At 71.6% G+C, this 17,804-nt stretch carries 13 protein-coding genes; 10 read left to right on the forward strand and 3 right to left on the reverse strand.

The features are described from left to right. The first annotated feature begins 201 nt into the window (after window positions 1-201). From PV363_RS07405 to nudC, 5 genes are all read left to right on the forward strand, one after another. A complete protein-coding gene (locus PV363_RS07405) occupies window positions 202-1,173 on the forward strand; it encodes a type IV toxin-antitoxin system AbiEi family antitoxin domain-containing protein (protein WP_301022028.1) in 972 nt (323 codons plus the stop codon). A gap of 153 nt (window positions 1,174-1,326) precedes the next feature. Beyond that, entirely contained in the window at window positions 1,327-1,668 is a 342-nt protein-coding gene (locus tag PV363_RS07410; protein WP_220343924.1) for an MGMT family protein, read from the forward strand. Window positions 1,669-1,680: 12 nt separating this feature from the next. Beyond that, window positions 1,681-5,031: an ATP-dependent DNA helicase gene (locus tag PV363_RS07415; protein WP_301022029.1), complete on the forward strand. Its 3,351-nt coding sequence runs from the start codon at window positions 1,681-1,683 to the stop codon at window positions 5,029-5,031. After that, entirely contained in the window at window positions 5,028-8,309 is a 3,282-nt protein-coding gene (locus PV363_RS07420; RefSeq protein ID WP_220346413.1) for an ATP-dependent DNA helicase, read from the forward strand. Before PV363_RS07415 ends, PV363_RS07420 begins: the two co-directional genes overlap by 4 nt. Window positions 8,310-8,318: 9 nt before the next feature. Beyond that, complete coding sequence (nudC, locus tag PV363_RS07425) at window positions 8,319-9,191, forward strand: NAD(+) diphosphatase (RefSeq protein WP_301022030.1); 873 nt, start codon at window positions 8,319-8,321, stop codon at window positions 9,189-9,191. A gap of 10 nt (window positions 9,192-9,201) precedes the next feature. On the opposite strand, the gene PV363_RS07430 is transcribed toward nudC, so the two are convergent. After that, a complete protein-coding gene (locus PV363_RS07430) occupies window positions 9,202-9,453 on the reverse strand; it encodes a mycoredoxin (protein ID WP_220343927.1) in 252 nt (83 codons plus the stop codon). A gap of 126 nt (window positions 9,454-9,579) precedes the next feature. Between PV363_RS07430 and PV363_RS07435 the strand changes: the two genes are divergently transcribed. From PV363_RS07435 to PV363_RS07445, 3 genes are all read left to right on the forward strand, one after another. Beyond that, window positions 9,580-11,637, forward strand: coding sequence for an ATP-dependent DNA helicase UvrD2 (locus tag PV363_RS07435; protein WP_220346415.1), 2,058 nt, complete (start codon window positions 9,580-9,582; stop codon window positions 11,635-11,637). A 117-nt stretch (window positions 11,638-11,754) separates the two neighbouring features. Next, window positions 11,755-11,922 (forward strand): hypothetical protein, encoded by a 168-nt coding sequence (locus tag PV363_RS07440; RefSeq protein WP_220343929.1) that lies wholly within the window; start codon window positions 11,755-11,757, stop codon window positions 11,920-11,922. A 122-nt stretch (window positions 11,923-12,044) separates the two neighbouring features. After that, entirely contained in the window at window positions 12,045-12,314 is a 270-nt protein-coding gene (locus PV363_RS07445) for a WhiB family transcriptional regulator (protein WP_220343930.1), read from the forward strand. Window positions 12,315-12,470: 156 nt separating this feature from the next. Here the strand turns inward: PV363_RS07445 and PV363_RS07450 are convergent, their stop codons facing one another. Both PV363_RS07450 and PV363_RS07455 read right to left on the reverse strand, forming a co-directional pair. After that, window positions 12,471-13,823 carry an AarF/UbiB family protein gene (locus tag PV363_RS07450; RefSeq protein WP_220366039.1) on the reverse strand — a complete coding sequence of 451 codons (1,353 nt, stop codon included), beginning with the start codon at window positions 13,821-13,823 and terminating at the stop codon, window positions 12,471-12,473. After that, window positions 13,820-14,779: a hypothetical protein gene (locus tag PV363_RS07455; protein ID WP_301022031.1), complete on the reverse strand. Its 960-nt coding sequence runs from the start codon at window positions 14,777-14,779 to the stop codon at window positions 13,820-13,822. Before PV363_RS07455 ends, PV363_RS07450 begins: the two co-directional genes overlap by 4 nt. 431 nt (window positions 14,780-15,210) lie before the next feature. Here PV363_RS07455 and PV363_RS07460 point away from each other — a divergent pair, with 431 nt between their 5' ends. After that, complete coding sequence (locus PV363_RS07460) at window positions 15,211-15,768, forward strand: M48 family metallopeptidase (RefSeq protein ID WP_220346418.1); 558 nt, start codon at window positions 15,211-15,213, stop codon at window positions 15,766-15,768. 88 nt (window positions 15,769-15,856) lie between these two features. Continuing rightward, on the forward strand, window positions 15,857-17,758 hold the full coding sequence (locus PV363_RS07465) for a 5'-nucleotidase C-terminal domain-containing protein (protein ID WP_301022032.1): 1,902 nt from the start codon (window positions 15,857-15,859) through the stop codon (window positions 17,756-17,758). Window positions 17,759-17,804 lie beyond the last annotated feature (46 nt).

Raw genomic sequence — 17,804 nt, forward strand, 5'->3', positions numbered from 1 at the left:
CCCGCGTACAGCCCCCCCCCGTTGGGGGGGCCCCCACCGCGGCGCCCCCCCCCCCCCCCCCAATGGGGGGTGGGATCGCCGGGTTCCGGGTGTGACACCCACAAACGAGTCCGCTCTAAGCGGTGTGGACCACCGAGCGGACGCCGTGCACGCTGTGGATGCGGCACGCACGCCGGACACCTGATCCGCCACGGTCGGGTGATGCACCCTGACGCTCTGGTCGCGCTCGAGATGCTCGCGGCAGCCCGCGGTGGCTACTTCCTGCGCTCTGACGTCCGCGACATCGGGCTCGACACGACCTCACTCGGGTCTCTCTGCAGGTCCGGGGTGATCCGCCGCATCCGCCACGGCACGTACGTCTTCGCGGAGCACGACGACGCACTCGGTGCCGACGAGCAGTACGCCGTGCGGTGCCTGGCGATCGCCGACAAGCTCGCGCCGGACGCGGTCCTGTGCGGGGTGTCGTCCGCAGCGGTCCACGGGCTTCCACTCGTCGGCATCGACCGCACGTGGGTGGACGTCGTTCGCCTCGACGACCTCACGGGGCGCCGTCGGGCGGGCGTCGACCACCGGGTGTTCCCGGTGAGCGAGCCGGATCTCGTCCAGGTCAGGGGGCGGACCGTGACGTCACCGGCGCGCGCCATCTGGGAGGCGGGGGTCAAGGCCCCCGCACGAAGCGCGCTCGTGCTCATGGACGACGCCCTCCACCACGGCACGGTGACACGAGACGAGCTCAAGGCGACCGGCGAGGCATTCGCCTCGTGGAAGGGCGCCCAAGGCCCGCGTCTCGCGCTGGAGCTCGCCGACGGCCGCGCCGAGTCTCCCGGAGAGTCGGTCACGCGATGGATGTTCCATGCGTGCCGCTTGCCGATGCCTGATCTCCAGTACGTCGTCCGCGATGACGACGGCACGTTCCTCGGACGATCCGACTTCGCCTGGCTCGAGCACGGGATGCTCGGGGAGTTCGACGGCAAGATCAAGTACGGTCGCGGGTTCGTCCCCGGCAAGTCGCCGGACGACGTCGTCACCGACGAGCGGACGCGCGAGAGGGCGATGTGCGGTCGTCGCCACGGGATGCTGCGCTTCCTCTGGGACGAGGTCTGGAGCCCGACCCGCGGGAGCATCGCGAGGATCCGTGACGAGCTCGAGTGGGGCCGCCGCCGTTACCTGTGACGTTGGCCGCCTCCCTCGCCTCGCGTTCCCGCCGCGTTTGAGGTGCTCACACCCGAACGACGACGATCGCACCCGCAATACGGGGTGGGACCGCGGCACTTGCGGTGCGAGCACCTCAAACGCCCCCGGCGCCGGCCGTGAGATCGTGGGCCCGTGAGCGAGGATGCCCCGGACCCCGACGCGTACGTCGAGGCGGTCCTGCGCATCGCCGAGCAGGTGCCTTCTGGCCACGTGGTGTCGTACGGCCAGGTGGCCGAGGCCGTGGGCCGCGGTGGCCCGCGGCAGGTCGGCCGCGTGATGGCGACGTACGGGGCAGCCGTGGCGTGGTGGCGTGTGGTCCGCGCCGACGGCACGCTCCCTGAGCCGCTTCGTGGACGTGCCCGTGAGCACTACCTCGAGGAGGGCACGCCGTTGCGGAGCCGGCTGGACCGGGACCTGCGCGTCGACATCCGCGCCGCCTCGTACGAGGTCCACGGATCTGTCGGACCGCTCTGATCGAATGGACCTATGACGGACCACCCCCGGCGACCGGCGTACGCGCTGGTCCCCCCGCCTGCCGGACGAGCGCCCGCGCCCGTGCTCGACCCCCACCAGCAGGCGGTCGTCGACCACGAGGGAGGCCCTCTCCTCGTGCTGGCCGGCCCGGGGACAGGCAAGACGACCACGCTCGTGGAGACGGTGGTCGACCGCATCGAGCGGCGCGGGCTCCGGCCCGAGCAGGCGCTGGTGCTGACGTTCAGCCGCAAGGCCGCCGAGGAGCTCCGTCACCGCATCGCCACCCGCCTCGACCGGACGGTCGCGACGCCGCTCGCGACCACGTTCCACTCGTTCTGCTACGGCCTGGTGCGGGAGTTCCAGGACCCCAAGAGCTACTCCGAGCCGCTCCAGCTGCTGTCGGCGTCGGAGTCCGACACCCGCATCCGCGAGCTGGTCCTCGGCGGGCTGGACGACCGGACGGTCCCGTGGCCGACGCGGCTCGGCCCCGCCCTGCGGACGCGGGGCTTCGCCGTGGAGCTCGAGCGGCTGATGACCCGCACCCGTGCCCTCGGCCTCGATCCGGTCGACCTGGCCGCGGCCGGTGCGGTGGCCGGACGCGCCGACTGGGATGCCGCAGCACGGTTCTTCGAGGACTACCTCGACGTCCTCGACGCCCAGAACCTCATCGACTACGCCGAGCTGGTCCACCGAGCCGGCCTCGTCGTCGCCGACCCCGAGCACCAGCCGGCGCTGCGTGAGCGGTTCCCCTTCGTCATCGTCGACGAGTACCAAGACACCGACCCCGCTCAGGTCGCCCTCCTGCAGGCTCTGGCGGGGGACGGGCGCGACCTGGTCGTCGTCGGTGATCCGGACCAGTCGATCTACGCGTTCCGCGGAGCAGAGGTCTCGGCGATCCTCGGCTTCGCCGACGCCTTCCGGACCCGTGAGGGTGCCCCCGCGGCCGTGTGTTCCCTGCGACGCACCCGGCGGTTCGGCCCGCGCATCCTCGCCGCCTCGCGTGAGGTCGCCCGGCGCATCCCCCTCGGGCCCCTCGCGGTGCAGGCGCGCGCATTTCGAGACCCGGAGCCGAGCCCGGTCGGCGAGGGCGACGAGGTGTGGGTGCGGACGTTCGCCGACTCCGCCTCCGAGGCCGAGCACCTCGCGCTGATGCTGCGACGCGCGCACCTCGAGGAGGGTCTGGACTGGGATGACATGGCGGTGCTCGTCCGCTCCGGCGCCGCGATGCCTCGCCTCCAGCGGGCACTCCAGGCCGCGGGGGTCCCTGTCGAGGTGGCCGGTGCGGAGGTTCCGCTGCGCACGGAGCCCGCCGTGGCCGCCCTGCTCGCGGCGTTGCACCTCGCGGTCGCGCTCGCCGAGCAACGTCAGCCCGATCCCGAGAGCGTCGAGCGGTTTCTCACTGGCCCGCTCGGCGACCTCGACGCGGCCGAGCTGCGCATCCTCTGCCAGGAGCTCCGGCGACGCGACGCGTACGCCGAGGACGGTGAGCGTCAGCTCCCGCGCAGCTCGCGCACGCTGCTCGTGGAGCTGCTCCTGGAGCCGCTGAGCCTTGCCCCACTGGTCGACGGCGGCGGGCACGGGAGCCGTGCCGGTGACGTCGCGCGGCGCGCCTACCGCGCCTGCGCGCTCGTCTCCGAAGCCGCTCGCCTCGTCGCGGACCACGCGTCGCCCGAGCACGTGCTGTGGACCTTGTGGCGCGGGACCGGGTGGGAGGGTCGCCTGCTCGCGTCGATCGAGGGCAGGAGCCGTCCCCTCGCCGAGGAGATCGTGGCCGACCACGCCGACGCGTCCGCGGCCGCACACCGTGACCTCGATGCCGTGGTCGCCCTGTTCGCGCTGGCGGCTCGGGCCGAGGAGAGCCAGCGTCGTCGGCGCGTCGCTGCCTTCCTCGACGAGATCGCGCGCCACGAGGTTCCGGTCGACACGTTGGCCGAGCGCGGCCAGCGCGGGTCAGCCGTACGCCTGCTCACCGCGCACCGCTCCAAAGGCCTCGAGTGGGACCTGGTCGTCGTCGCCGGCGTCCAGGAGGGCACGTGGCCCGACGTCCGTCACCGCGGCACGCTGCTGGGCGCCGAACGCCTGGCAGAAGAGGCCGGTGGTGGTTCGCTCCGTCTCCCGCCGACCGCGGCGGAGCTGGTCGCGGAGGAGCGGCGCCTGTTCTACGTCGCGGTGACGCGTGCACGTCGGCGGCTGGTCGTCACGACGGTCCAGAGCTCCGATCCCGAGGGAGACCAGCCGTCGCCCTTCGTCGCCGACGTGGCGAGGCACGCCACCCACGTCTCCAGCGGCCCGGAGCGACGCCCCCGCCGTGGGCTCTCCCTCCGAGGGGTGATCGCCGAGCTGCGCGAGCTGGCCCAGCACGGCGCGACCGAGAGTGTCCGCGACGCAGCGGCCCAGCGGCTCGCTACCCTCGCGGCGACGCGGTTGCCCGCGGCCGCGCCGGCCGACCCCGACACCTGGTGGGGCCTGCGCGAGGTCACCCGGTCGGAGCAGCCGGTCCGGACCCTCGACGAGCCGGTGCGCCTGTCTGGCAGCTCGCTCGACGCCATCACCTCGTGCTCGCTGTCGTGGTTCCTCACGCACGAGGCCAAGGGTGAGGCCGTGAGCTCGACGGCTCAGGGCTTCGGACTCCTGGTGCACGCCTTGGCCGCAGACGTCGTCCAGGGCGGCTCCGCGGCTGATCCCGCGGCCCTCGACGCCGCCCTCGACGTGGTGTGGGACCGTCTCGCCTACGCCGCACCCTGGGTGGCCCGGCGTGAGCGCGACGAGGCCCGGGCGGCGATCGGTCGGTTCGCGCAGTGGCACGCGGAGCAGGAGCAGGCGGCGCGACGACGTCCGCTCGCCGCCGAGCACGCCTTCGAGGTGCGGCTGCCGGTCGCCGGCGAGGAGGTGGTTCTCCGCGGATCGATGGACCGCGTCGAGGTCGACGTCGACGGGCTCGTGCACGTGGTCGACTTCAAGACGGGCAAGCGCGCTCCCACCGGCAGCGAGATCACCGAGCACGCGCAGCTCGGCGTCTACCAGCTCGCGGTCGAGCACGGGGCCGCCGACCCGTTGCTCCGGCGCCGTGCGCGCAGCGGCGGGGCGGAGCTCGTCCACCTGCGGCTGCCCGAGTCGGCCAAGCGTGCGACCGCTCCCAAGGTCCAGCCCCAGGACGCGCCGCGCGAGGAGGACGCCTTCTTCGCCTACGCCCTCCTCGAGGATGCGGTGCGCACCATCCGGACGGAGCAGTGGGTCGCGACACCCAGCCCCAAGGCCTGCCAGTTCTGCCAGTTCGCGCGGATGTGCCCCGCCAAGCCGGAGGGTGCGTCGGTCCTCGATGCCGTGGCCCCAGCACCCGCCGCCGAGGAGGAGGCCTCATGACGGCAACCGCCGTGGAGGTCCCGCAGCTGATCCACGACGCCGACCACCTCCGTGCGCTCCTCGGCATCCCGTTCTCCACCGAGCAGATGGCCGCCATCCAGGCGCCGACCGACCGCCCGAGCGCGATCATCGCCGGTGCCGGCTCGGGCAAGACGACGGTCATGGCCGCCCGCGTGGTGTGGCTGGTGGGGCACGAGGGCGTCCTCCCGGGATCGGTCCTCGGACTCACCTTCACCAACAAGGCCGCCTCCGAGCTCGCGCACCGCGTCCGGCAGGCGCTGGAGACGCTGGCGCGCGAGGCAGGGGTGCCCGACCTGCTCGAGCGCTACGGCACGCCGACCGTCTCGACCTACCACGCGTACGCCGGCACGCTGATCACCGAGTACGGGCTGCTGCTCGGCTACGAGCCCGACCTGCGGATCACCACCGACGCGTCCCGGTTCCAACGGGCGTTCCGGGCCATCGCCTCCTATCCGGGTTCGCTCGCCCACGCGACGACCTCGATGCCCGACCTGATCGGCCACGTCCTGGGGCTCGACGGGCAGATGGCCGAGCACCTGGTCTCACCCGACGACGTCCGCCGCTGCGACGCAGAGATACGGGTCGACGTCGAGCGAGCGACGGTCGAGATGCGCAAGGTCAGGCTCCACGACGACCTCGCCGACACCACCCGCCGCCGCGACGAGCTCGTGACGCTCGTCGAGCGCTACCGAGCAGCCAAGGCGGAGGACGGCGTCGTCGACTTCTCCGATCAGATGGAGCGCGGCGCACGGCTCGCAGTCGAGTGCCCGGAGGTGTCGCAGTCGCAGCGCGAGCGGTTCTCGGTGGTGCTGCTCGACGAATACCAGGACACCTCGGTCGCCCAGCGCGACATGCTTCGAGGGCTCTTCTCCGGTGAGCCCGGAGACGGGCTCGGCCACTGCGTCACCGCGGTGGGCGATCCGTGCCAGGGCATCTACGGGTGGCGCGGGGCCGCCGCGAGCAACCTGACCGCGTTCCTCGACGACTTCCCGGCCGACCCCGACCGGATCGGGGCGAGCCGGCAGCGCGATGCCGGCCGCGGCGGCCTCTTCCACCTGCGGGTCAACCGGCGCAGCAGGGCCGAGATCCTCGACGTGGCCAACCGTGTCGCCGCCCCGTACTACCACGTCACCGAAGTCGTCCGACCCCTCGTCGCCGCCGAGGGCACCGAGGGCGGCACCGTGCGCGCCGCGCTCCACGAGACCGTGGCCGACGAGATCGCCTGGATGGTCGACGAGGTGGTCGCGGCGCACGAGGGGGCTGGACAGCCGCCGACCCCGTGGTCGGAGATCGCGATCCTCGTCCGGACTCGTAGCGAGATCCCCACCATCGTCGCCGCCCTGCGTGCGCGGGGGGTCCCCGTCGAGGTCGTCGGGCTGTCGGGGCTGCTGGCTCAGCCCGAGGTCACCGACGTGCTCTCCGTGCTGCGGGTGCTCGCCGACCAGACGGCCAACGCCGCACTGCTGCGGCTCCTCACCGGGCCTCGGTGGCGCATCGGGCCACGCGACCTCGCGCTGCTGGGGCGCCGCGCCAAGCAGCTCGTAGGCCCCGTCCGCGAGGTCGCCACCACGTCGTTGGAGGAGGAGCTCGAGCGCTCTGTGCGCGGCATCGATCCCACCGAGATCGTGTCGTTGGCCGATGCGGTCGAGAGTCCCGACGACGAACGCCAGCGCCTCCCGTACTCCTCGGAGGCCCGCGCCCGTCTCGCCGAGGTGGCGCGACTCCTGCGTGGGCTCCGGCGACGTGCGAGCGGCTCGCCCGCCGACACCGCGCGGCTGGCGGTCGCGGCTCTCGGCATCGACGTCGAGCTCGCCTCCACGCCCGGGACGGCCGCCCGTGTCGCTCAGGACAACGTCACCCGCCTGCTCGACGTCATCGCCGACGTGGTCGCCACCGACCCTTCCGCCGGGCTGTCGGCGGTGCTCGCCTACCTCGACGCCGAGGAGACCTACAACGACGGCCTCGAGGTTGCCTCCCCGACGGACTCCGACGCGGTCAAGCTGCTCACGGTTCACACGGCCAAAGGGCTCGAGTGGGACGTCGTCCTCGTCCCCTTCCTCACCGCAGACACCTTCCCCTCGACCCGATCGAGGCCGGCCTGGCCGACCGTGGCGCACGCCTTGCCGCACGACCTTCGTGGGGACGGTGCCGAGCTCCCGGTCATGGCCGAGCTGAGCCGCGCCGGCGACAAGGAGTTCCGGGCGGCGATGCGAGCCGAGGCGGAGATGGAGGAGGTACGCCTCGGCTACGTCGCCTTCACCCGCGCGCGTCGCCTCCTGATCACGAGCGCGAGTCGCTGGAGCCGGACCCGCAAGGCGCCGTCAGAGCCCAGTCCGTTCCTCGAGACCGTCGCGACCTGGCTGCGCGGCCGGGGTGACGACGCCGAGCTGTGGACCCCGGAGCCGGATCAGGGCGCCGACAACCCGCTCCGTGGCCGGGTGGAGGCGGTGGCCTGGCCGGTCGAGCCCGACGAGGACGACCTCGTACGCCGGCGAGAGGCGGCCGCGCGGGTGCGGACCTACGTCGCCTCCCCGCCGGCGCCTGTCGACCCTCCTGACCCCGTCGACCCCGTCGACCCCGTCGAGGCGGCTGAGCTCGCCCGCCTGACCGAGCTCGACGGCGAGATCGAGCGGCTGCTCGCCGAGGCGCGCGAGGCCCGTGGCGACGTCGTCCAGGTGCCGCTCCCGTCGCAGATGTCCACCACGTCGTTGATGGCGATGCGCAAAGATCCCGACGCGTTCGCCCGGAGCCTGGCGCGACCGCTGCCCCGTCCGCCTGCGCCGGCAGCCCGGTTCGGCACTCGGTTCCACGCGTGGGTCGAGGCGCACTTCGGTCAGCAGACCCTGATCGGTGACGACGAGCTCCCGGGTCGGGACGAGACCGACATCGAGGACGAGATCGAGCTCGGGGACCTGATCCGTTCTTTCGAGTCGGGGCCGATGGGGGACCGCGTCCCCTACGCGATCGAGGAGCCGTTCACCCTGAGGCTCGGCGGGCAGATCGTCAGCGGGCGGATCGACGCGGTCTACCGGACGGAGGACGGCTTCGAGGTCGTCGACTGGAAGACCAACCGGGCGGCGACGGCCGACCCGCTCCAGCTGGCGGTCTACCGGCTCGCGTGGGCGGAGAAGCACGGTGTGCCGCTCGACCAGGTGACCGCCTCGTTCCACTACGTACGCCTCGGCGAGACCGTCTCGTACGCAGACCTCCCTGACCGGGTCGCGCTCGAGCATCTCGTCCATCCTGGCGACACGTAGGCTCGAGGGGTGACCGACCACCTGACGTTCGCCGACGGCGCCTACAACCGGCACTCGGAGAGACGGGTCGACGACGGGTTCATGGACACGCTGTGGTCCGACCCCAAGACCAAGGTGCTCCTGGTCGGAGGTGAGCACGTCTCTGCCGACGACAACACGCTGGTGTGGCGCAGCGCCGCCGAGGTGCCCGAGGGCGACCGTCTCTATCTGGGGACCGTCGACGGGACGGAGCACGCGGCCGTCATGCTCGAACGCGTCCCCCCGCCCGCCCGCGCGCTTCGGTCGCTGGCCACCGAGCTCGGCACTGCCCAGGCACGGCTCGCGGTGCACGCGGTCGGGGTCGCGCAGTGGCACCGGACCCATCCCCGCTGCTCGCGCTGCGGCGCGGCGACGGACGTCCGCGAGGGCGGCCACGTCCGCCGGTGCCCGCAGTGCGGTGCAACGCACTTCCCGCGCACGGACCCCGCGGTCATCATGCTCATCACCGACGACGCCGACCGCGCGCTGCTCGGCCGTCGCCCCGAGTGGCCAGAGGGTCGCTACTCCACGCTCGCCGGCTTCGTCGAGCCCGGCGAGTCGCTCGAGGACGCGGTCCGACGCGAGACGCTCGAGGAGACCGACATCGAGGTGGGAGAGGTCTCGTACGCGGCGAGCCAGCCGTGGCCCTTCCCGTCGAGCCTGATGCTCGGGTTCTTCGGCCGTGCCCGGACCACCGAGGTCACCGTCGACGGCACGGAGACCACGGACGCGCGGTGGTTCAGCCGCGAGGACGTCCGGCGGCTGACACTCTCCGGAGAGCTCGTCCTGCCCGGGGGAGTCTCCATCTCGCGTTGGCTGATCGAGCGCTGGTACGGCGCGCCCCTGACCGGCTCCTGGGGCTGACCGCCGCCGGTCAGGCGTCGATGGTCGCGAGCTGGGCCTTGACCTGGGCCACCGACGGGTTCGTCAGTGCGCTCCCGTCGGCGAAGACCAGGGTCGGGACGGTCTGGTTGCCGCCGTTGGCCTGGGCGACCACCAGGGCAGCGTCCTCGTCCTGCTCGATGTCGACCTCCTCGAACGCGATGCCCTCCCGCTCGAGCTGGCCCTTGAGCCGCTTGCAGTAGCCGCACCAGGGCGTCGAGTACATCGTGAACGTGGCCGACATGTGTGTCCTTCTCTCCGATTACGCTGGGGGGTGGCAGCGTTCGCCGGGTCTGAGACCGGCGCTCGTCACCAAGTTTATGGCGCCTACGCGCCCGCCCCAATCGCACGACCACCCCCGAGGAGATCCGTGCCGTCCGCCGACAGCCTGCTCGACGCCCTTGACCCCGAGCAGCGCGAGGTCGCTCTCGCTCTGCGCGGACCGGTGTGCGTGATCGCCGGCGCTGGGACGGGCAAGACGCGAGCGATCACGCACCGCATCGCCTACGGGGCGGCGACAGGGGTCTACAAGACGACCGAGGTGCTGGCGGTGACCTTCACGGCGCGTGCCGCGGGGGAGATGCGCGGTCGCCTGCGACAGCTCGGCGCGGAGGGCGTCCAGGCACGGACGTTCCACGCGGCGGCACTGCGCCAGATCGGCTACTTCTGGCCCCGGCTGTACGGCAACGGGCTTCCCCAGCTGATCGCGTCCAAGATCCCGCTCGTCGCCGAGGCCGCCAGACGGTGCCGTGTGCAGACCGACTCGGCGCTGCTGCGCGACCTCGCCGCGGAGATCGAGTGGGCCAAGGTGTCCAACGTCCGCCCCGACGACTACCCCCGGCTCGCCCCGCTGGCGCACCGCGGCCTCGACGCCGTCGACGACGCGACGGTCGCGCACGTGATGGCGGCCTATGAGGAGGTCAAGCGCGACCGCGGCCGCATGGACATGGAGGACGTGCTTCTCTGCACGGTCTCGATGCTGGCCGAGCACGAGAGAGTGGCCGCCGAGATCCGCCGCCAGTACCGCTGGCTGGTCGTCGACGAGTACCAGGACGTCAACCCGTTGCAGGCCGCGCTCCTCGAGCAGTGGCTCGGCGGGCGGCACGACATCTGCGTCGTCGGCGACCCCCTGCAGACGATCTACTCCTTCGCGGGTGCCTCCCCGAAGCACCTCAACGAGTTCTCGAAGCACCATCCCGGCACCCAGCGCATCGAGCTCGTGCGCAACTACCGCTCGACACCCCAGGTCGTCGCGGCTGCCAACGCCGTGTTCAGCCGTGGACGGCGCGACGGCGTGGTCCTCAGAGCGCAGCGCGAGCCCGGTCCCGCCGTGACCTACACGTCCTACTCCGACGAGGTCGCCGAGGCCGAGTCGGTCGCGGCGCAGATCCTCCAGCTCCGAGAGGGCGGCACGTCGCTGCGCGACATGGCGATCCTCTTCCGGACCAACGCGCAGTCCGAGGCCTACGAGGAGGCGCTCGCCGCGCGCAACCTCGCCTATGTCGTGCGTGGTGTCGAGAGGTTCTTCGACCGTGCGGAGGTGCGTCAGGCGGTCACCCTGCTGCGCGGGCAGGCTCGCGGCGGCGATGCGGGGGAGGAGGGCCTCGTGTCCGACGTGCGCACCGTGCTCGCCACGATGGGCTACACCGAGTCCGCCCCGACGACAGCCGGCGCCCAGCGCGACAGGTGGGAGTCGCTGCATGCCGTGGTCTCGATGGCGGCCGACCTGCAGGCGGCGCGACCCGACGCCGACCTCACCGCTCTCGTCGACGACCTCGATCGACGGGCGAAGCACGCCCACGCCCCGATCGCCGAGGGCGTCACGCTGACGACGCTCCATGCGGCCAAGGGCCTCGAGTGGGACGCGGTGTTCCTGGTCGGGATGCAGGAGGGCACCGTCCCGATCGCCTATGCCACCGACGACGCCGGTGTGGAGGAGGAGCGACGGCTCTTCTACGTGGGGGTGACGCGTGCCCGCGACCGGCTGGAGATCTCCTGGTCTCTGGCACGCAACCCCGGGGGACGCGGAAACCGACGCCCGAGCCGGTTCCTCGACGGCCTGCGGCCGGCCGACGCGGAGCCGGTCGTGGGGGCCGGACGAAGCCGCCGCACACGCAAGGAGCGTTCGATCGCCCGCTGCCGCAGCTGCGACGCGGTCCTCACCACCGGCGCCGAGCGCAAGCTCGGGCGCTGTCTCGACTGCCCGTCCTCCTACGACGAGGACCTCTTCGAACGCCTCCGCGGGTGGCGCAGCGAGCAGGCGTCGGCCCAGAAGGTCCCCGCCTACGTGGTGTTCACCGACGCGACGCTGACGGCGATCGCCGAGGCGAGGCCCCGGGAGGAGACCGATCTCCTCAAGGTCCCCGGAGTCGGTCGCGCCAAGCTCGAGAAGTACGGCGCCGACGTCCTGGCACTCTGCGAGGCGTGACGGCCGCGGAATAAATTATCGAAAACTTGGCAATAATTGGTTTGCGCCTTGTCGCAAGGGCGCCATAGAGTCTTGCTTCGTCAGCCCGATCGACCTGAGAGAGGAGCGTGCATCGTCATGGGCAGCATCAAGAACCTCGGCGGCGCCGACGTCTGTGACGTCGCTGCCGTTGCGACGCGCACGCGATACCTCGGGTGGCTCATGCCGTCCTTCGTCGCCGCGTCGCCGAATGCCGACATCCACCAGTCCTTGGGATCTGCTCGCCGGAGTCCTGACTCGACCTAACCGTCGATCAGACGCCACACAGGCCGCGGAACCCACACCAGGGATCCGCGGCCTTCCTGTCGTTCCCGACAGAGACCGTGTTGCCCACCACCAGCAACCATCTCTCATTCTCAGGAGAAACCATGACGACCGCCGTGCTCGAGCACGAGGTGCAGCACACGTCGATCCCGTGTCGTACCCGCGACCCCGAGCTCTGGTTCGCCGAGACACCGATGGGTGTCGAGGACGCAAAAGCACTCTGCCTCGAGTGCCCGATCCGCCGCGAGTGCCTGGCAGGGGCGCTCGAGCGCGGGGAGCCGTGGGGGGTGTGGGGTGGCGAGCTCTTCTTGAAGGGCACCGTCATCCCCCGCAAGCGGCCGCGGGGACGCCCTCGCAAGGACGCCGTCGCCTGACGGAGTCACCATGCCGAAGGAGAGCCCCGATGATCGAACGCCTCGTACGCGTTGCGTACGGCGTGCGCAGCCGGATCGCCCGGATGCTGTAGCTGCCAGACCACGGAGACGGGCAGCATCCCACCGGATGCTGCCCGTCCCTCGTGTCGGGCGAGGTCAGTCGGCGAAGCCGGGGAGGCTCTCCTCGAGGATCCCGCGGAAGGGCGCCGTGGCATCGAGCTGGCTGAGGATGGCCAGGCCGCCGCTCCAGACCCGGTGGATCAGCAGGTATGACGGCGGCAGGTTGATCTTCATCGCGGTCCCGAGCCCTTCTCGCGCGGGCCGCGACACCCGCTGGGCCTGCTCGCGCATCCACTCACGGCTGAACGTGAAGACCTCGTGGCGTGCAGGCTCGACGAACGGCTCGAGGTAGGACCGGATGATCTCCTCGTCGATGCGCACCCCGGGCTTGATGAACCCCTCCTCACGGAGTCCGTCCACCACGGTCGCGTAGTCGTCGTCGACCGCAGCGCGCAGCAGACGTCCGATCACCGGCGGGAGACCGCCGGGGACGCGAGCGACCGCGCCGTAGTCCACGACCCCGAGTCGTCCGTCGTCGAGGATCCGGTAGTTGCCGGGGTGCGGGTCGGCGTGCAGCATGCCGACCCTTCTCGGCCCGGCGAAGAGGAAGCGTGCGAAGAGCTCGCCGTAGTGGTCGCGCTCGCTCGGCAGGCCGTCGGAGATGATCTGGGCGAGCGACGCCTTGGACTCCATCCATGTCGTGACGAGGATGGTCTCGGTGTGCGCCACGACGTCGGGGACGACGATCTGCGGGTCGTCGGCGAAGGCTGCGGCGAACGCACGTTGCGCCTCTGCCTCGAGGCCGTAGTCGAGCTCTTCGCGGACCCGTTCGGCCAGTTCCTCCGCGAGCGGTTTGACGTCGATGGAGGGGAACGCGACGGCGAAGAGACGGCTCAGCCGACCGATCTGGCGCAGGTCCGACCGCATCGCCGCCGCGGCACCGGGGTATTGCACCTTGACCGCGACCTCGCGGCCGTCGAACCAACGGCCACGGTGGACCTGACCGATGGAGGCCGCGGCAGCCGGTGTGTCGTCGAGCTCGACCAGCTGCTCACGCCACCTCGGCCCCAGCTCGCCGGCGAAGATCCTGTGCACCGTCTTGACGGGCATCGGCGGGGCGTCGTCCTGGAGCCGGACGAACGCCTCGCGGTACGGCTCCATGAGCTCCGGTGGGACCGCCGCCTCGTACACGCTCATCGCCTGGCCGAACTTCATCGCGCCGCCCTTGAGCTCACCGAGAACGGCGAAGATCTGCTCGGCGGTGCGGAGCTGCACCTCGGTGAGAACCGCGTTGGCAGGGGCGCCGACCAGGCGGCGTCCCATGCCGAAGGTGGTGCGGCCGGCGAAGCCGATCGGCAGCGAGGCGAGCTTGACCGCTCGCGAGAACGACCCGTGGGGGACGGCCGAGCCGCGGCCGTCGTCGTCGGGCGTGTCTGGACCGTCGGTCATGCTGTCATTCTGACACCCCGCGCCACACGCACGCGGGGATCGAACCCCTCGCCCGCGGTGAGGATCTGGCACGGACAGTCGGGCTGCAGCGCGACGGCGGTGACCGCGCCGACCTGGACTCCCGGTCCGAGGACCTGGACCGCGCCCTCGGCAGCCGACGGTCGTCCGTCGCAGAAGGCCAGGACCAGACCCGCCAGGTGCACGGCGACCCCATATCCGGTGAGCGTGTCGAGCGCGTGCGGGTGGGTCGCCGGGGCCTGGGCGATCGGTCGGGCGAGCTGCTCGAGGACGAACGGCCAGGTCGGCTCGTAGCCGGCACGGTCGACGTCGTCGCACCGGACGCAGGGCGTCAGCCCCGGGCGTACGAGCGGGCCGACGCGCACGCGATCGGCCTCGCAGACCACGGGCAGATGAGCCACGCCCTCCCCGGTGAGGACGTCGAAGGCCTCACGCGGGCTCGGTCCCGCCGACATCACCACGACGAGAGCGGGAGCACCCTGGGCGCCGATCGTGCCGACGAGGTCGGCGCCGGCCTCGCCGAGGATCTGGCCCAGTCGACGAGCGAGATCCTCGGTCAGGCGGTCACCGACGATCTCGACGGGCGCCGCCGAGCGTGCGCGCAACCTGTCGGCCACCTGCTCGCGCGACTCCCCGCACGCTGCGAGAGCCCTGGCCTCACCCATCAGGGCGGCCCCGCCGACGTCGTCCCAGGTGCGGGCATCGAGCAGGGCCCCGGCCTCGAGCAGCGAGGCGGCTGCCTGCGCGACGACGGCCCGGGGCAGCTGGGAGGTCGCGGCGATCGTGTCGAGGTCGCGCGTGCCGTCGGCGCCCCGGAGGACGGCCGCGACGCCCTGGCGATCAGCGACGACGAGGGCGGCGCCGGCCACGGTGCCTATCTGGAGCGCTCTGGCACTGCGGCGCACGACGCTCGTGCCGGGTCGCAGGAGGGGCTTCATCGGGGGCTCCTCGGGCAGGTGGAAAGAGGGGGTCGATCCACCTTGCCCGAGGAACGGTGCGCAGCGAGGGCGTCGTCCACACGCGGACGGCAGTCCACAGGTCGCCGCACGAGTCGGTCCCGGCCAGTCGTCCGCCTGCCTTCCCCTAGCCGACGCCCGGCCTGACCAGCACCGACCCATCGACGCTACGGGCGACCCGCGCACCCGGCAACTCCATGCCGCGTGTCGTTGTCCACCCCTGTGGAAAAACCTGGGGATAGTCTGTGGGAACCGCCGGGTGTCGCTGTGGAAAGCGTGGGAGAACCGGTGCACAAGCCGGGGACAGGGGGGCCTCTCTGAGGCGGCTGAGGCCTGCTGACCTGCCCGGACGCCGGTCACAGCCTTGTGGACGCAGCATTCATCCTCCCCGTCGCGGCGCGTACCGTGATCCCATGCCCGCCGCCCTCGACCGTGCTTCCACTCCCGGCGCCCCCGACCGGCCCCATGTCGAGATCCGCCGCAGCGCCCGTCGGCGCAAGTCCGTGCAGGCCTATCGCGACGGCTCCCGCATCGTGATCCTCATGCCGGCCGGCCTCTCGCACGCCGAGGAGCAGCGGTGGGTCGACACGATGGTCGCCAAGGTCGAGCGACGCGACCGGCGCGTCCACCGCGACGACGCCGCGCTGCATGCGCGCGCGGACGCGCTGAGTGCCCGATACCTGGGCGGCGCCGCCTGCCCGACGAGCGTGCGGTGGGTCGACAACCAGCGGCGGCGATGGGGCTCCTGCACACCGGAGGACGGCACCATCCGGTTGTCTAGCCGACTGCACGGCTTCCCGGAGTGGGTCGTCGACTACGTCCTCGTCCACGAGCTGGCCCACCTGCTGGTGCCGCACCACGGGCCCGAGTTCTGGGAGCACGTCGACCGCTATCCCCGCACGGAGCGTGCCCGCGGGTTCCTCGAGGGTGTCGTCGCAGGAGCTGGTTGGAAGGACGTGCCCGAGATCTGACCAGATCACGTCACGTTCTGACGAGGCGCTCGCGGGATGGTCGCGCGACGATGAGCAGGTCCCGATGCGCTCGCCCCGAGGAGTGTCCATGACCCCGACGCCGTCCCCCGAGCAACCAGCCCGGCAACCAGCTCAGACCACCGGAGGGCGGACACCGGCCGCGCTCCGCCGCCGTACGGTGCTCAGCGGGTCAGCCGCGGCCGCGGCCCTGGCCGCAGCCGGGTACGCCGCGCCGCCTGCTGCCGCCCACGGCCGCCGGCCCGGACACGGGCGTGACACCGCCACCTTCACCGTGCTCGGCACGACCGACCTCCACGGCAACGTCTTCAACTGGGACTACTTCAAGAACGCCGAATACACCGACTCCGCGCAGAACGACATCGGCCTCGCCAAGATCTCGACGCTGGTCGACGCGATGCGACAGCACCACAGCTCACCGTGCCCGCTGCTCATCGACGCCGGCGACACGATCCAGGGGACGTCCCTGGCCTACTACTACGCCAGGATCGAGCCGATCGGCCGGCGTGTGGTCCACCCGATGGCGCGCGCGATGAATGCGATCGGCTACGACGCCGCCGCGCTCGGCAACCACGAGTTCAACTACGGTCTCCCTCTCCTGCGCACGTTCGAACGACAGTGCGACTTCCCTCTGCTCGGTGCCAACGCGCAGGACGCGGCGACCGGGCTCCCGGTCTTCCCGCCGTTCGTCATCAAGCGGATCCGCGTCGGACGCCACACCGTCCGGGTCGGCATCCTCGGTCTGACCAACCCCGGCATCGCGATCTGGGACAAGGCCAACGTGGAGGGACGGTTGGTCTTCCCCGGGCTGGTCGAGGTGGCGAAGCACTGGGTTCCCAGGATGCGCCGAGCGGGTGCCGACGTGGTGATCGTCTCCGCGCACTCCGGAGCCGACACCTCGTCCTCGTACGGTGACGCGCTCCCGTGGCCGGAGAACGCCTCGACCCTCCTCGCGCAGGAGGTGCCCGGCATCGACGCGATCCTCGTCGGGCACGCTCATGTGGAGATCGCGCAACGGACCGTGACGAACACGCAGACCGGCAGGGAGGTCGTCCTCACCGAGCCGCTGCGTTGGGGGATGCGTCTGTCGGCGATCGACGTGACGGTCAGGCGTCGGCGCCGCGGCCCCGGCTACGAGGTCGTCGGCGTCACGTCGCAGGTCCTCAACGCCAACACGGTCGACGAGGACCCTCGGATCGTGAGGCTGCTCCAGGCCGACCACGACAAGGTCATCACGTACGTCAACTCCGTCATCGGTTCGGCGCTGACGTCGATGTCGGCGGCGACGGCGCCGTGGGAGGACACCGCGGCGATCGACTTCATCAACTACGTGCAGGCGGACGCGGTCAAGAAGGCGATCGCAGGCACGCCCGAGGCAGCTCTGCCGGTGCTCAGCATCGCCGCGCCGTTCAACCGTGCAGCCGCGATCCCGGCGGGGGAGGTCTCGGTGCGCGACGTGGCCGGCCTCTACATCTACGACAACACGCTGCTCGGCATCGTCCTGACAGGCGCTGAGGTTCATGCCTATCTCGAGTTCTCGGCACGCTACTTCAAGCCCGTGACGGCCCCCGGCCCGGTGCCGTCGAGCGCGGTCACCAATGCCGTCACCGACACGGCACCCAACGGCACGCCCGATTACAACTACGACATCATGGGCGGCCTCGACGCCCCGCTCACGTACGACGTCGACCTCTCGCGACCCGTCGGGTCGCGCATCGTCGGACTCGCGTACGACGGCACTCCCGTCAGCGACGACCAGCGGTTCGTCGTCGCGATCAACAACTACCGGCAGTCGGGGGGCGGCAACTTCCCGGGTGTCACGACAGCACCGGTCGTCTACAACGCCCAGGTCGAGATCCGGCAGCTGCTCATCGACTGGGTGAGTGAGGTCGGCTCCATCGATCCCGCGGTCTTCGCGTCGGTCGACTGGCGCCTGGTCTACGCGGGGACACCGATCACGGTCACGCCCTAGGAGGGGGTGGGACCCAGGTCGGCCGCCCTCAGTCGTCTGCGTGCCG

Origin of the sequence: Mumia sp., assembly GCF_028803055.1 — a bacterium.
Taxonomy (GTDB): domain Bacteria; phylum Actinomycetota; class Actinomycetes; order Propionibacteriales; family Nocardioidaceae; genus Mumia.